The sequence below is a fragment of the Dactylosporangium fulvum genome (assembly GCF_025137375.1).
GTDB lineage: Bacteria > Actinomycetota > Actinomycetes > Mycobacteriales > Micromonosporaceae > Dactylosporangium > Dactylosporangium fulvum.
In genome coordinates this window covers 2,517,967-2,532,589 of record NZ_CP073720.1, presented here as the reverse complement: position 1 = coordinate 2,532,589, position 14,623 = coordinate 2,517,967, and the positions used below count along the sequence as shown (strand labels likewise).

The 14,623-nt window shown below is 72.6% G+C and carries 12 protein-coding genes; 5 read left to right on the top strand and 7 right to left on the bottom strand.

The window, feature by feature from the left end:
* Window positions 1–7 precede the first annotated feature (7 nt).
* The gene (locus Dfulv_RS11815; protein ID WP_259862854.1) at window positions 8–1,348 is read left to right on the top strand and encodes an aspartate aminotransferase family protein; all 1,341 of its coding nucleotides are present in this window, start codon (window positions 8–10) and stop codon (window positions 1,346–1,348) included.
* A gap of 30 nt (window positions 1,349–1,378) precedes the next feature.
* Complete coding sequence (locus tag Dfulv_RS48395; protein WP_264675837.1) at window positions 1,379–2,929, top strand: protein kinase domain-containing protein; 1,551 nt, start codon at window positions 1,379–1,381, stop codon at window positions 2,927–2,929.
* Window positions 2,930–3,026: 97 nt separating this feature from the next.
* Here the strand turns inward: Dfulv_RS48395 and Dfulv_RS11805 are convergent, their stop codons facing one another.
* Genes Dfulv_RS11805 through Dfulv_RS11790 form a run of 4 tightly spaced genes read right to left on the bottom strand, consistent with a single transcriptional unit; the run spans window position 3,027 to window position 7,802 of the window.
* Entirely contained in the window at window positions 3,027–4,022 is a 996-nt protein-coding gene (locus tag Dfulv_RS11805; RefSeq protein ID WP_259862853.1) for a TIGR03842 family LLM class F420-dependent oxidoreductase, read from the bottom strand.
* Window positions 4,023–4,026: 4 nt separating this feature from the next.
* Window positions 4,027–5,511, bottom strand: coding sequence for a CoA-acylating methylmalonate-semialdehyde dehydrogenase (locus Dfulv_RS11800; RefSeq protein ID WP_259862852.1), 1,485 nt, complete (start codon window positions 5,509–5,511; stop codon window positions 4,027–4,029).
* Window positions 5,512–5,529: 18 nt separating this feature from the next.
* On the bottom strand, window positions 5,530–6,933 hold the full coding sequence (hydA, locus tag Dfulv_RS11795; protein WP_259862851.1) for a dihydropyrimidinase: 1,404 nt from the start codon (window positions 6,931–6,933) through the stop codon (window positions 5,530–5,532).
* A gap of 29 nt (window positions 6,934–6,962) precedes the next feature.
* Window positions 6,963–7,802: a nitrilase-related carbon-nitrogen hydrolase gene (locus Dfulv_RS11790; RefSeq protein WP_259862850.1), complete on the bottom strand. Its 840-nt coding sequence runs from the start codon at window positions 7,800–7,802 to the stop codon at window positions 6,963–6,965.
* Window positions 7,803–7,999: 197 nt separating this feature from the next.
* Between Dfulv_RS11790 and Dfulv_RS11785 the strand changes: the two genes are divergently transcribed.
* Entirely contained in the window at window positions 8,000–9,388 is a 1,389-nt protein-coding gene (locus Dfulv_RS11785) for an aminotransferase-like domain-containing protein (protein ID WP_259862849.1), read from the top strand.
* 47 nt (window positions 9,389–9,435) lie between these two features.
* Here the strand turns inward: Dfulv_RS11785 and Dfulv_RS11780 are convergent, their stop codons facing one another.
* Window positions 9,436–10,551 (bottom strand): acetate kinase, encoded by a 1,116-nt coding sequence (locus tag Dfulv_RS11780; protein WP_259862848.1) that lies wholly within the window; start codon window positions 10,549–10,551, stop codon window positions 9,436–9,438.
* Between the two features lie 18 nt (window positions 10,552–10,569).
* On the opposite strand from Dfulv_RS11780, the gene pta reads away from it, so the two are divergent.
* Both pta and Dfulv_RS11770 read left to right on the top strand, forming a co-directional pair.
* Window positions 10,570–12,594, top strand: a complete 2,025-nt coding sequence (gene pta / locus Dfulv_RS11775) for a phosphate acetyltransferase (protein WP_259862847.1) — start codon at window positions 10,570–10,572, stop codon at window positions 12,592–12,594.
* A 21-nt stretch (window positions 12,595–12,615) separates the two neighbouring features.
* Window positions 12,616–12,966, top strand: a complete 351-nt coding sequence (locus Dfulv_RS11770; protein WP_259862846.1) for a VOC family protein — start codon at window positions 12,616–12,618, stop codon at window positions 12,964–12,966.
* Here Dfulv_RS11770 and Dfulv_RS11765 read toward each other — a convergent pair.
* Window positions 12,963–13,679, bottom strand: a complete 717-nt coding sequence (locus Dfulv_RS11765; RefSeq protein ID WP_259862845.1) for a M23 family metallopeptidase — start codon at window positions 13,677–13,679, stop codon at window positions 12,963–12,965. The genes Dfulv_RS11770 and Dfulv_RS11765 overlap by 4 nt on opposite strands.
* Before the next feature lie 39 nt (window positions 13,680–13,718).
* Window positions 13,719–14,570: an AraC family transcriptional regulator gene (locus Dfulv_RS11760; RefSeq protein WP_259862844.1), complete on the bottom strand. Its 852-nt coding sequence runs from the start codon at window positions 14,568–14,570 to the stop codon at window positions 13,719–13,721.
* Window positions 14,571–14,623 lie beyond the last annotated feature (53 nt).

The window sequence follows — 14,623 nt, the reverse complement described above, 5'->3', positions numbered from 1 at the left end:
TCAGTGCATGACGGGACAACCCACCGACGCATACCGCGACGACCGCGCCCACGTGTTCCACTCCTGGTCGGCACAGCGAACCCTCGATCCGGTCGTCGTCGCCGGCGGCCTCGGCAGCACGTTCTGGGACACCGACGGCAAGCGTTACCTGGACTTCGCCTCACAACTCGTCAACCTCAACCTCGGCCACCAGCACCCCCGGGTGGTCGCCGCGATCCAGGAGCAGGCCGCGCAGCTGTGCACGATCGCGCCGACGTTCGGCAACGCGGCCCGCAGCACCGCGGCCCGGCTCATCGCGGAGGCGGCGCCCGGCGACCTCCGGCACGTGTTCTTCACCAACGGCGGCACGGAGGCCAACGAGCACGCCGTGCGGATGGCGCGCGGCACCACCGGCCGGCACAAGATCCTGTCGGCCTACCGGTCGTACCACGGCGCCACCACCGGCTCGATCACGCTCACCGGCGACCCGCGGCGCTGGGCCAACGAGCCCGCCATGCCCGGGGTGGTGCGGTTCTTCGGGCCCTACCCGTACCGCTCCCCCTTCTTCTCCGAATCCCCCGAGCAGGAGACCGAGCGCGCTCTCGCCCACCTGGAAGAGGTGTTCACGTTCGAGGGGCCGCAGACGATCGCGGCCGTCATCCTGGAGCCGGTGGTGGGCACCAACGGCATCCTCGTGCCGCCGCCGGGCTACCTCGCCGGCGTGCGGGAGCTGTGCGACCGGCACGGCGTGCTGCTCATCGCCGACGAGGTGATGAGCGGCTTCGGCAGGTGCGGCGAGTGGTTCGCCGTCGACCGGTGGGGTGTGGTGCCCGACCTCATCACCTTCGCCAAGGGGGTGAACTCGGGCTACATCCCGCTGGGCGGGGTGATCCTGGGCCCGAGGGTGTACGAGACGTTCGCCGACCGGCCGTTCCCCGGCGGGCTGACCTACTCGGGGCACCCGCTCGCCTGTGCGGCGGCGGTCGCCACCATCGAGGTCATGCGCGACGAGGCGATCCCGGAGCGGGTCCGCGACCTCGGCGAGCGGGTCGTGCGGCCGAGGCTGGAGAAGCTGCGCGACCGCCACCCGTCGGTGGGCGACGTGCGGGGCCTCGGCCTGTTCTGGGCGATCGAGCTGGTCCGCGACCGGGACACGAAGGAGATGCTGGTCCCGTACAACGCCGGCGGCCCGGCGGCGAAGCCGATGGCCGAGGTGGTCGCGGCCTGCAAGGCCCGCGGCGTGTGGCCGTTCACGCACTTCAACCGGCTGCACGTGGTGCCGCCGCTGGTGATCACGGAGGCGGAGCTGCTGGAGGGCATCGACGCGATCGACGATGCGCTGGAGGTCGCCGACGGCTACACCGGGTGACTCGGCTGGACATGTGCAAGGCTGGCCACCGTGACACGTGTGTTGGACGGCCGGTACGAGGTTGGCCCGATCCTGGGCCGCGGTGGCATGGCGGAGGTACGGCGCGGGTTCGACCGGCGGCTCGAGCGCCCCGTGGCGATCAAGGTGCTGCACCGGGCGGGCCTGGACGACCCGGCGATGCTGACCCGCTTCGACCGGGAGGCCCGCACCGTGGCGCGGCTGGCGCACCCCAACATCGTGGCCGTGCACGACGTCGGCACCGACGACGGCGTGCCGTACCTCGTGATGGAACTGGTCGAAGGGCGCAGCCTGGCCGAGGCCCTGGCCGGCGGCCCCCTCGCCGTCCGCGAGGTGGCCCGCGTCGGCACGCAGGTGTGCGACGCGCTGGCCGCCGCGCACGCCGCCGGCGTGGTCCACCGCGACGTCAAACCGGCCAACATCCTGCTCTCCGCCACCGGGCACGTGAAGGTCTGCGACTTCGGCATCGCGCGCCTGCCCGGCGCGGCGCAGGTGCACCTGACCGCCTCGGCGACGGCGCTCGGCACCACCGCGTACATGGCACCCGAGCAGGCGGCGAGCGGCCAGGTGGACGCGCGTGCCGATCTCTACGCGCTCGGCTGTGTGCTCTTCGAGATGCTCACCGGCCGGCCGCCGTTCACGGCCGACACGCCGGTGCGGGTGCTGTGGCAGCACGTCCACGAGCAGCCGGCACCGGTGTCGGCGCTGCGGCCCGGCGTGCCGCCGGAGCTCGACGCCCTCGTCGCCGCCCTGCTGGCGAAGCGCCCCGAGGACCGGCCGTCCAGCGCCACGCAGGTGCGGGCCGCGCTGGTGGACGTGGCCACCGGAGCGGCCACCGCCGCCCCGCTGGGCGCGGTGGGCGCGGTCGGCGCGGTCGGCGCGGTCGGCGCGACCAGAGCCGGGGCGCTCGGACCCGGGCCGGCCGGCACCGGGACAACCGGCGCAGGGACAGCCGGCACCGCCGGACCGTCGGGCGGCGTCCCGGCCGCCGTCCGCGCCAGCGCCGCGGTGAGCCCCCGGACGCAGGCCATACCGGCCCTCGACCCCGGCGAACCGCACGACGGCGAGCGGGGGCGGCTCGGACCGATCGGCGTCGCCCTGGTCGCGCTGGGTGCGGTCGCCGTCGCCGTCGTGGTGTTCGCCGTACTGCTCGCCGGCCGTCCGTCGGGAACGGACGACCCGGTCGCGGGCCCGGCCACCTCCGGCACGACGGCACCGGCCGGCCCGGGCACCGGCTCGCCCGCGCCGACGACACCGCCCGTGAGCCCGACGCCGGGTGACCCGGGCGAGGCGGTCGACATCGTCGAGGCGGCGATCGCGGGGGCGGACAGCAGGCTCAAAGAGAACGAGATCCGCGGCCTGAACAAGCGGCTCGAGGACATCCGCCGCGACCTCGGCCGCCAGCGTCCGGAACGGGCCGCCCAGCGGGTCACCGACCTGCGCCGCGACCTGCGCGACCTGCACGACGACGGCAAGCTCACCCAGGACGGCTACGAGGCCGTGATGGCCGCGGTCGACCGGCTGGCCGCGACCCTCCCCTCGCCCGGGAACGAGCAGGACTGACAGGAGGAACGGGTCGCGGCCTGCGCTGACGGCTACGCGCCGCCGGTGAGCTCGGGCCGGCCCAGGCGGCGCACCACGTCGAGCCGCTTGGTCCGGTTCACGAGACGACCGGGATGACATGCTCGCCGTAGGCGGCGAGCGTGGACTCCTTCGCGTCGTGCTGGAGGTACAGGGCGAACTGGTCGACGCCGAGTTCCTTGAGCTCGGTGAGGCGCTTGAGGTGGTGCTCGACCGGGCCGAGGATGCAGAACCGGTCGACGACCTCGTCGGGGACGAAGTCGGTGTGCGTGTTGCCGGCCCGGCCGTGCTCGGCGTAGTCGTAGCCCTTCCGGCCCTTGATGTAGTCGGTGAGCACCGCCGGCACCGCGCCGCCGGCACCGTAGCGCGCGACGATGTCGGCGACGTGGTTGCCGACCATGCCGCCGAACCAGCGGGTCTGCTCCCGCTGGTGCGCCAGGTCGTCGCCCACGTAGGCGGGGGCCGCCACGCAGAACTTGATCGCCGCCGGGTCCCGGCCCGCCTTCTCGGCCGCTGACCGGACCGCCTTGATCATCCAGGCGGCGATGTCGGGGTCGGCGAGCTGCAGGATGTATCCGTCGCCGACCTCGCCGGTCAGCGCGAGCGCCTTCGGCCCGTAGGCGGCGACCCAGACCTCGAGCCGGCTGTCGGGGGCCCACGCGAACCGGAGGTCCCGGTCGCGGAGGCGCACCGAGCGGCCGTTGCCGAGCTCGCGGACCACCTGCACGCACTCGCGCAGCTCGGCCAGCGTGGTCGGGCGGGAGCCCAGCACGCGCACCGCCGAGTCGCCCCGCCCGATGCCGCAGACGGTGCGGTTGCCGTACAACTCGTTGAGCGTGGCGAAGAGAGACGCCGTGACCGTCCAGTCCCGGGTGCCGGGGTTGGTCACCATCGGCCCGACGACCACCCGCTGGGTGTCGGCCAGGATCTTGCTGTAGATGACAAACGGCTCCTGCCACAGCACGTGCGAGTCGAAGGTCCACACGTGGCTGAACCCGGCCGACTCGGCCTGCCTGGCCAGCTCGACCACACCTGTCGCGGGCGGGTCGCACTGCAGCACCACGCCTATGTCCATGACATCACCGCACCTTCGGGAAGCCGAGGTCGATCTCCGACGTGGCCGGGTCGGGCCAGCGGGAGGTGACGACCTTGCTGCGCGTGTAGAACTGGATCCCTTCGGGTCCGTACATGTGCAGGTCGCCGAAGAGCGAGGACTTCCAGCCCCCGAAGCTGTAGTAGGCGACCGGGACGGGCACCGGGACGTTGACGCCGACCATGCCGCAGACGACGTCGTACTGGAACTGCCGTGCGGCGCCGCCGTCGCGCGTGAAGATGGCGGTGCCGTTGCCGTACTCGTTGTCGTTGACCAGCTGCACGGCCTCGTCGTACGTCTCGGCCCGCACGACCGCGAGGACCGGGCCGAAGATCTCGTCCCGGTAGAGGGCCGAGTCGGTGCCGACCTTGTCGACGAGGGAGGCGCCGAGGAAGAAGCCGGGCCCGCTCGCGATCGGCGCCTGCCGGCCGTCGACGACGACCTCGGCGGTGCCGGGGTCCGCCAGGTAGCCGGTGACCCGGTCGCGGTGCTCGCGGGTGATGAGCGGCCCCATCTCGGCGGACGGGTCGGTCGCGGGGCCGACCGCGATGCGCCCGATGCGCTCGCTGATCGCGGCGACGAGCGGGTCGGCGACGGCGCCGACCGCCACCACCACGGAGACGGCCATGCACCGCTCCCCCGCCGAGCCGTAGCCGGCGGAGACGGCCGCGTCGGCCGCCGCGTCGACGTCGGCGTCGGGCAGGACCACCATGTGGTTCTTGGCGCCGCCGAGGGCCTGGACCCGCTTGCCGGCGCGGGTGCCGGCCTCGTAGACCGCCCGGGCGATCGGGGTCGAGCCGACGAAGCTCAGCGCCTGCACGTCGGGGTGCGCGATGAGCGTCTCGACGGCCTCCCGGTCGCCCTGGACCACGTTGAACGCGCCGTCCGGCAGGCCGGCCTGGCGCAGCAGGTCGGCGAGCAGCAACGAGACCGACGGGTCCTTCTCGCTGGGTTTGAGCACGAACGTGTTGCCGCACACCAAGGCGTTGCAGAACATCCACATCGGCACCATGGCCGGGAAGTTGAACGGCGTGATGCCGGCGACGACGCCGAGCGGCTGGCGGATCGAGTACACGTCGACGCCGGTGGACGCCTGCTCGCTGTAGCCGCCCTTGAGCAGGTGCGGCGCGCCGGTGGCGAACTCGATGTTCTCCAGGCCGCGGGCCACCTCACCGGCCGCGTCGGCGACGGTCTTGCCGTGCTCCTGGCTGACCAGCGCCGCGATCTCCTTGCGGTTGGCGTCGACCAGTTCGCGGAAGCGGAACATCACCTCGGCGCGGCGGGACAGCGACGCGGCCCGCCAGCCGGGAAACGCGGCGAGCGCGCTCGCGACGGCCCGCTCGGTCTCCGCCTTCGTCGCGGCGACGACGCAGGCCTGCTGCTCGCCGGTGGCCGGGTCCCACACGGGCAGTTGCCTGCCGCTCGTGCCGGACACGGCCTGACCGTCGAGCCAATGCTTGATCTCTCGCATATCGTGGTTCCCCAGGTTCTACAGCAGGTAGTCGGACAGTCCCCGGCGGAGGAACCGCCCGTGGCCGGCGTGCCCGTGGTAGGTGTCGCCGGAGACGATGACCCTCCCCCGGGAGATCACGGTGTCGACCTTGCCGTCGATCTCGTAGTCTTCCCAGGCCGAGTGGTCCATGTTCATGTGGTGCGTCTCGACGCTGATGCGGGTGCGCGCCGAGGGGTCGTAGAGCACGATGTCGGCGTCGGAGCCGGGCGCGATGACGCCCTTGCGCGGGAACAGGCCGAACATCCGGGCGGGGGTGGTCGCGATCGTCTCGACCCAGCGGGCCAGCGACAGCTTGCCGTCGACGACCCCCTGGTAGAGCAGGTCGACGCGGTGCTCGACGCTGCCGATGCCGTTGGGGATCTTCGAGAAGTCGCCGATGCCGAGCTCTTTCTGGTCCTTGAAGCAGAAGGGGCAGTGGTCGGTGGAGACGACCGACAGGTCGTTGCTGCGCAGGCCCTTCCACAGGTCGGCGCGGTGGGTCTCGTGCTTGCTGCGCAGCGGCGTCGAGCACACCCACTTGGCGCCCTCGAAGCCGGGCGCGCCGAGCTGGTCCTCCAGCGTCAGGTACAGGTACTGCGGGCACGTCTCGGCGAAGACGTTGCGGCCGAGGTCCCGCGCGGCGGCGACCTGCTCCAGGGCCTTGCTGGCGGACAGGTGCACGATGTAGAGCGGGCAGTCGGCGGCGACGCTCGCGAGCCAGATCGCGCGGCTGGTCGCCTCGGCCTCGAGCGCCTCGGGCCGGGTGAGGCCGTGGTGGATCGGGTCGGTCTCGCCGCGCTCCAGGGCCTGCTTGACCAGCACGTCGATCGCGGGGCCGTTCTCGGCGTGCATCATGATCATGGCGCCGTTGTCGCGGGCCTTCTGCATGGCGCGCAGGATCTGCCCGTCGTCGCTGTAGAAGACGCCGGGGTACGCCATGAAGAGCTTGAAGCTGGTGACCCCCTCGCCGGTGACGAGCTGGTCCATCGCCTTGAGCGACTCGTCGTCGACGCCGCCGAGGATCTGGTGGAACGCGTAGTCGACGTGACAGTTGCCGGCGGCCTTGGCGTGCCAGGCGGCCAGGCCGTCCTGGACGACCTCGCCGGTGCGCTGCACCGCGAAGTCGATGATGGTGGTGGTGCCGCCGAACGCGGCCGCCTTGGTGCCGGTGTCGAAGGTGTCGCTGGCGAAGGTGCCGCCGAAGGGCAGCTCCATGTGGGTGTGCGCGTCGACGCCGCCCGGGATGACGTACTTCCCCGTCGCGTCGACGACCTCGAAGTCGCCTTCCTGCGGCCCCTCACCGGGCGCGAAGATCGCGGAGATCTTCTCGCCCACGATGAGCACGTCACCCGGGATCGCCCCGACCGGACCGACGACCGTCCCGCCCTTGATCAGCTTCATCGCGCTACCTCCGCTGCGCTCCGAACCGCTCACGGCCGCACCAGCTCCCCGTAGGCGTCGGGGCGGCGGTCGCGGTAGAACGCCCACCGGTCGCGGACCTCGGCGAGCAGCGCCAGGTCGAGGTCGCGGACGATCAGCTCCGGGTTGTGCGCGTCGCCGACCTCGCCGACGAACCTGCCCTCCGGGTCGACGAAGTACGAGGTGCCGTAGAAGTCGTTGTCGCCGAGGTCCTCGATGCCGGTGCGGTTGATCGCGCCGATGAAGTACTCGTTGGCGACGGCGCTCGCCGGCTGTTCGAGCTTCCACAGGTACGCGGACAGGCCGCGGCTGGTGGCCGACGGGTTGAAGACGATCTGCGCGCCGTTGAGGCCCAGGGCGCGCCACCCCTCCGGGAAGTGCCGGTCGTAGCAGATGTAGACCCCGACCTTGCCCACGGCGGTGTCGAAGACGGGATAACCGAGGTTGCCGGGGCGGAAGTAGAACTTCTCCCAAAAGCCCTTCACCTGCGGGATGTGGTTCTTGCGGTACTTGCCGAGGTAGCGCCCGTCGGCATCCACGACGGCGGCGGTGTTGTAGAGGACCCCGGGCTGCTCCTGCTCGTACATCGGCAGGACCATCACCATGCCGAGCTCGGCGGCGAGGGCCTGGAAGCGCTCGGTCGTCGGCCCGGGGATCGACTCGGCGTACTCGTAGTAGGCGGAGTCCTGGACCTGGCAGAAGTAGGGGCCGTAGAACAACTCCTGGAAACAGATCACCCTGGCGCCCTGTGCGGCGGCCTGCCGGGCGTAGTCCTCGTGGGCCTTGATCATCGACTCTTTGTCGCCCGTCCAACTCGTCTGGACGATGGCGGCCCGGATGATCGCTGTCATGGCTGCCCCTCTCTGTGGTCAGTCCACTGTGTCCGGCGGCGGGGTTACCGGCGGTCGAGCACGTGCGGCGCCGACCCGGGCGGTCCGGCCGTGTCGGGCGGGTCGACCTTGTCTCGGGTCGGATGCCGTAGGACACTAACGACACAAATGTAGGCGGACAATGGTCCAAGCGTTACAGAATGTTTCGGAGATGTAATTTGCTCGCGCTCATCGCGGGGGCGGTCGAGGACCGCAGCGCCCGGGGAATCGCCGCCGCCGTCAGCCGGCTCGTCACGGCCGGCACGCTGCCCGCCGGCGCCCGCCTTCCCACCGTCCGGGACGTCGCCCGGGAACTGGGGATCAGCCCCACGACCGTCAGCGAGGCGTGGCGCAGCCTGGCCCGCGCCGGTGCGATCCAGACCCGCGGCCGCTCCGGCACGTTCGTCGCCGCACCGTCCCTGCCGCGGCAGCGCCTGCGCTACGCGCAGCTCGGCGGCCGGGTCAGCGAGCTGCGGGCCGGCCTGACCCGCGACTACTCGACCGGGGTGCCCGACTATGACCTGCTGCCCAGCCTCACCGACGCGCTCAAGCGGATCGGCGACGCCCGGCTGACCACGAGCTATCTCGACGGCGCCGTCCTGCCGCAGCTGGAGACCGTGCTGCGCGAGCGCTGGCCGTTTCCGCCCGAGCAGCTCACCGTGGTCGACGGCGCGCTCGACGCGCTCGACCGGATCACCGGCGTCGTGGTCCGCTTCGGCGACCACGTCCTGGTCGAGGACCCGGCGTTCCCGCCGATGCTCGACCTGCTGGAGACCGTCGGCGCGACCGTCGTCGGCGTGCCGATCGACGAGCACGGCATGCGCCCCGAGGCCCTCGCCGCCGCCCTGCACACCTACGATCCGGTCGCCGTCTACCTCCAGCCCCGCGCGCACAACCCGACCGGCGCGAGCATGACCCAGGCACGCGCCGACAAGCTGGCCCGGGTGATCGCCAAGCACCCCGGGGTCACCGTGATCGAGGACGACCACGCGGGCGGCATCGCCACCGCGCCGCCGGTGAGCCTGGGGCGCCGGCTGCCGGACCGGACCGTGCACGTGGTCAGCTTCTCCAAGAGCCACGGCCCCGACCTGCGGCTCGCCGCGATCGGCGGCCCGGCGTCCGTCGTCACCGCGGTCACCGACCGGCGGCTGCTCGGCCCGGGCTGGTCCAGCCGGCTCCTGCAGGCGGTGCTCGTCGACCTGCTCACCGACCAGTCCACTGTGGACCAGATCGCCCGGGCCCGCGACGAGTACGCACGCCGCCGCACCGCCCTGCTCGACGCCCTCGACGCCCGCGAGGTCACCGCGACCGCCGCCGACGGGATCAACCTGTGGATGGCGGTCGCCAACCAGCAGGTCGCGATGCTGACCCTGGCGGCGCACGGGATCGCCGTGGCGCCGGGCGCCCCGTTCGAGGTGAGCCACCTCGACAGCGACCATGTGCGGATCACGGTCGGCCTGGTCCGCGACGGCTTCGAGGAGCTCGCCGACGTCCTGGCCGAGGCGGCCGGCGCCCCGCTGCGTGGCAGCGGCCCACGGAGCGCCAACCACCCCCGCGGCTGGCGCTGACCCTCTCGCCAACCACTCTGAGCTAATCCCTCCGCCCGCCGGGGAGCCTACCGGCCCAGCAGCTCCACGATCTGTTCGGCGATGGACAGCTCCTCGTCGGTCGGGACCACACACACCGCGACCGGGGCGCCGTCGGGCGAGATCAGCCGGGCGTCCCTGGCCGGGCTGTCGTTGCGGGCCGGGTCGACCGCGATGCCCCACATGCCCAGGCCGTCGAGGACCGCGGCGCGCACCGGCGCGGCGTGCTCACCCACCCCGGCGGTGAAGACGATCGCGTCCAGCCGGCCGAGCACCGCGTGGTACGCACCCACGTACTTCTTGATCCGGTGGCAGTAGACGTCGAACGCGAGCCCGGCGGCCTCGTCGCCGGCCGCCCGCCGCTCCAGGAGCGCGCGCATGTCGTTGACCCCGGCGAGCCCGAGCAGCCCGCCGCGGCGCAGCAACACCTCGTCGACGCCGGCGAAGTCGAGGCCGGCGACCCGGTGCAGGAAGCCGGGGATCGCCGGGTCGAGGTCGCCGGAGCGGGTGCCCATCACGAGCCCTTCGAGCGGGGTCAGGCCCATCGACGTCTCGACGCTGCGCCCGCCCGCGACGGCGGTGACGCTGGCGCCGTTGCCGAGGTGCAGGACGATCTGGTGCAGCTCGGTGACGTCGCGGCCGAGCAGCCCGGCGGCGCGCCCGGCGACGAAGGCGCAGGACGTGCCGTGGAAGCCGTAGCGGCGGATGCCGTGCCGCGCGGCGAGCTCGCGGTCGATCGCGTATGTCGCCGCGGCGGCCGGCAGCGTGGCGTGGAACGCGGTGTCGAAGACCGCCACGTGCGGCACGTCCGGCAGCTTCGCCCGGGCCGCCTCGATCCCGGTGATACCCCCCGGGTTGTGCAGGGGCGCCAGCGGCACCAGGTCGTTGAGGGCCTTGACCACGTCGTCGTCGATCAGGGTGGGTGCCTGGAACCGGTCCCCGCCGTGCACGACGCGGTGGCCGACCGCGTCGACGGCCGCCCGGTCGATCCGGTCGAGCACCTGCTCCAGCGCGGCGGTGTGGTCCGGCACACCGCCCGGCTCGCCGATCCGCTCGACGATGCCCCGGTCGCCCGCCGCGGGGTCCGCCAGGTCGAGCACTCGGTACTTCACGGACGAGGAGCCGCTGTTGAGCACGAGGATCATGCCAGGCAGACTACTGCTGTGGCCCGAATTGTGTACCTCGTCGAGCATGGTCCCGACTCCGGCAAGTCGGCGATCGCGCTCGGTCTCGCCGAACTGCTCTCCCGCAAGGTGCCGCGGATCGGCGTGTTCCGTCCCGTCGTCGCCGCGGCCGCCGATCCCCTGCTGGAGCTGCTCCGGTCGCGCTACGACATCGGCACGCCCGCCGACCAGCTGTTCGGGGTCACCACGCCGGACGCCGCCGCGCTGCTGGCCGCAGGGCGGGGCGAGGAGCTGGTCGGGCAGATCGTGGAGCGGTTCCGCGCCGTGTCGGGCGGTCACGACGCGATCGTGGTCATCGGCACCGACCTCGACGACGACCTGTCGTTCAACGTTCGGCTGGCCAACGAGTTCGGCGCCGTCGTCGCCTCGGTCGTCAACGGGCACGGCCTGGCCGACGTGGAGTCTCCGGCCCGCCAGGCGTACCACAGCCTGGTGGATCTCGACGCGACGGTCGCCGCGGTGATCGTCAACAAGACCCAGGGCGAGGTGAAGCCGCCGTCGCTGCCCGTGCCCTGCTACACGATCCCCGAGGTGCCGACGATCGGCGCGCCGACCGTCGCGGAGGTCGCCGAGCAGCTCGGCGCGCACGTCGTCACCGGCTCCGGCGCGGCACTCGGCCGCGACGTCCTCGACTACGTCGTCGGCGCCGCCCAGGTGCCGACCCTGCTCGAACACCTTACCGAAGGGGCGCTGCTCATCACCCCGGGTGACCGGGCCGACCTGCTCCTCGCGGCGGGCGCGGCGCACGCCTCGGGGCTCGTGCCGCTGGCCGGCATCGTGCTGACCCTCGGCATCGAGCCGCCGCCCGTGGCGCTGCGGCTGTTCGAGCGGCTCAACCCCGGGCTCGCCGTGCTGTCGGTGCCGACCGCGAGCTACGACACCATCGACGCCTCGACCCGCATGGAGCACCGGCTCAGCACCGCCAACCCGCGGAAGGTGGAGGCCGCGCTCGGCGCCTTCGAGTCCAATGTGGACACCAATGCGCTGGCGTCGGTGCTGGAGCTGTCGCGCTCGTCCCGGGTGACGCCGCTGATGTTCGAGTACGACCTGATCGAGCGCGCCCGCGCCGACCGGCGGCGCCTGGTGCTGCCGGAGGGCACCGAGGAGCGCATCCTGCGGGCCGCCGACATCCTGCTGCGCCGGGGCGTGGCCGACCTGACGCTGCTCGGCGACCCCGCCGTCGTCGAGACCCGCGCCCGGGACCTGGGTGTGGACGTGTCCGGCGCCACCGTCGTCGATCCGCTGACCTCACCGCTGCGGGACGAGTTCGCCGCCGAATACGCGAAGATCCGCGCCCACCGGGGCGTCACGCGGGACCTGGCGTGGGACGTCGTCGGTGACGTGTCGTACTTCGGCACGCTCATGGTGCAGCTGGGACACGCCGACGGCATGGTCTCCGGCGCGACGCACACGACGGCGGCGACGATCCGGCCCGCGTTCGAGGTCATCAAGACGGTGCCCGGCGTGTCCGTGGCGTCGAGCGTGTTCTTCATGCTGCTGCCCGACCGGGTGCTGGTCTACGGCGACTGCGCCGTCAACCCGGACCCCGACGCGTCGCAGCTCGCCGACATCGCGCTGTCGTCGGCGGACACGGCGGCCCGGTTCGGCGTCACGCCGCGCGTGGCGATGCTGTCGTACTCCACCGGCACCTCCGGCTCGGGTGCGGACGTGACGAAGGTGGCGGCGGCGACGGAGCTGGTCCGGCAGCGACGGCCCGACCTGCCGGTGGAGGGGCCCATCCAGTACGACGCGGCGATCGATCCGGCCGTGGCGGCGACGAAGCTGCCGAACAGCCCGGTGGCCGGGCAGGCGACCGTGTTCGTCTTCCCCGACCTCAACACCGGCAACAACACCTACAAGGCGGTGCAGCGCTCGGCCGGCGCGGTCGCGGTCGGCCCGGTCATGCAGGGCCTGCGCAAGCCGGTCAACGACCTGTCACGCGGCGCGACGGTCAAGGACATCGTCAACACCGTCGCGATCACCGCCATCCAAGCGCAAGGCTAGGTGTTCGGGCAGGATGAGAACATGACAGCGAGACTCAACACGGTGGTGTTCGACACGCCGGACCCGAAGACGCTGGCGCACTTCTACTCCGAACTGCTGGAGCTGCCCATCACGCGGGTCGACGGTGACTGGGTCGAGATCAGCGACGGCACGACGAAGCTGAGTTTCCAGCTCGCGCACGGCCACCGGCCGCCGCTGTGGCCCGACCCCAACTTCCCCCAGCAGCTCCACCTGGACATCCGGGTCGACGACATCGACGCCGCCGAGGCGAAGGTGCTGCGGATGGGCGCACAACTGCTCTCCACGAAGGAGGCCGGCTTCCGCGTCTACAGCGACCCGGCCGGGCACCCCTTCTGCCTGGAGTACACCTAAGCGCCGTCCTGAGGAGGGTTCGCCGGGCAGCCGTGCTGCCGCTGCCAGGAGTCGAGCTCGGCGACCGGCGACTTCTCCTTGCCGGCCTTCCACGCGTCGAGGTAGGACCACGGCCAGATGACCCCGCGCCGGATCCACCAGTCGCCGGTCTTCTGGCACGCCGGGGACAGGCCCAGGTGGACGTGGCAGGCGCCGGCGCGACCGGTGCGGCCGACCTTGGCGATCGGCTGACCGGCCCGGACCGGCGTGCCGGCCTCGATGCCCTCGTCGACCGAGGAGAAGTGCGAGAGGTAGTACCGCGCGCCGTCGCCGCCGAGGATCGACACCGAGAGCCCGCCACGGGTCGCGCCGTCGTCGACCTTGGCGTCGTAGGTGTCGGACCGCGTCACCTCGAGCACCGTGCCGTCGACCGGCGACACGGTGGTGAGCCCGCACGCGGCGATGATGTCGCTGGCCGGATAGTCGTGGTGGGTGTGCCCGTAGGACGACTTGCCCTGCACCGGGAACACGTGCTTGACCGCCTGCGGCGCCGCCGAGCTCGGCGGCGCGCTCCCCGGCTGGGCGGTGGTGCCGAGCTGCCGGCCGGGCGACTCCTGCGCGGTCGGTGTGGCCGGGCTGCCGGAGGTGCCGGTGGCGGGGCTGTCACCGCAGCCGGCCGCCGCGACGGCGACCAGCAGCACGACGCCCACCAGCCGGGTGCGCTGCGAGAACATCGCCCGCCACCCTAACACCAGGTGCCTTCCGAGGGACCGTCAGTAGCGCGCGGCGTAGACGGTCGGCGGCTCCCCGAACATCGCCGTGAAGTCCCTGGTCAGATGGGCCTGGTCGACGTAGCCGAGGTCCGCGGCGAGCCCGGCCCAGTCGACCGTGCCGCCGGGGAGGCTCGCGGCCAGGCGTTCGGTGACCTCGTGCAGGCGGAACCGGCGGATGACCCACTTCGGGCTGACGCCGACGTGCTCGGCGAAGAGCCGCTGCAGGTGCCGGGACCCGACGCCGAAGCGCTCCGCGACCAGGTCGACGCGGCGCAGTTCGCTCGACGCCGCGATCCGCGCCATCCATCCGGCCACCTCGTCGCCGACGGGGTCGTCCGGCGGCATGCGGCCGAGCAGCATCGCCTCGACCTCGCGCACGTCGACGCCGACCGCGGCCAGCCCGTCCTCGCCGGTGCCGCCGGGGGCCGGCCGCAACGCGGGCAGATCGGGCCCGAGGACGGCGGCGGGGGTCGGCCGCAACGCGGGCAGGCCGGGCCCCAGGACGGCGGTGGCGGGCAGGGCGCGGTCGGTCAGCGCGGCGACCGGGTGGTCCAGGAAGCGCCGGAAGACGCCGGGCCGGAACACGATGCCGAACGTCGCGCCGACACCCGACAGCGTCCGCCGCACCCGCCCCCGGGACACGCCGCGGACCAGGGCCGGCCCGTCGCCGGGGAAGGTCAGCTGCACGCTCGGGTACGGCACGATCAGCTGGTGGTAGTCGGGCTGGCCGCGCAGGTCCCAGCGGGCCCACCAGTACCGGCTGACGAGGTGCGCCAGCCCGGCGGACGGGGCGGCGAAGCCGAAGCGCTGGAAACTCGCCCACGCTCCGCCCACCTCCCGGCTGTCACGCACCGGGCCAGGGTAACCGTCACGGCTGTCGTCGCGTTTGTCGTCGCGTTTGTCGT

Coding starts and splice junctions, on each gene's coding strand:
- Dfulv_RS11770 (WP_259862846.1), top strand. CDS start 12,616: ATGACAGCGAGACTCAACACGGTGGTGTTCGACACGCCGGACCCGAAG.
- Dfulv_RS11790 (WP_259862850.1), bottom strand. CDS start 7,802: ATGACAGCGATCATCCGGGCCGCCATCGTCCAGACGAGTTGGACGGGC.
- Dfulv_RS11765 (WP_259862845.1), bottom strand. CDS start 13,679: ATGTTCTCGCAGCGCACCCGGCTGGTGGGCGTCGTGCTGCTGGTCGCC.
- Dfulv_RS11800 (WP_259862852.1), bottom strand. CDS start 5,511: ATGCGAGAGATCAAGCATTGGCTCGACGGTCAGGCCGTGTCCGGCACG.
- Dfulv_RS11815 (WP_259862854.1), top strand. CDS start 8: ATGACGGGACAACCCACCGACGCATACCGCGACGACCGCGCCCACGTG.
- Dfulv_RS11780 (WP_259862848.1), bottom strand. CDS start 10,551: ATGATCCTCGTGCTCAACAGCGGCTCCTCGTCCGTGAAGTACCGAGTG.
- Dfulv_RS11805 (WP_259862853.1), bottom strand. CDS start 4,022: ATGGACATAGGCGTGGTGCTGCAGTGCGACCCGCCCGCGACAGGTGTG.
- hydA (WP_259862851.1), bottom strand. CDS start 6,933: ATGAAGCTGATCAAGGGCGGGACGGTCGTCGGTCCGGTCGGGGCGATC.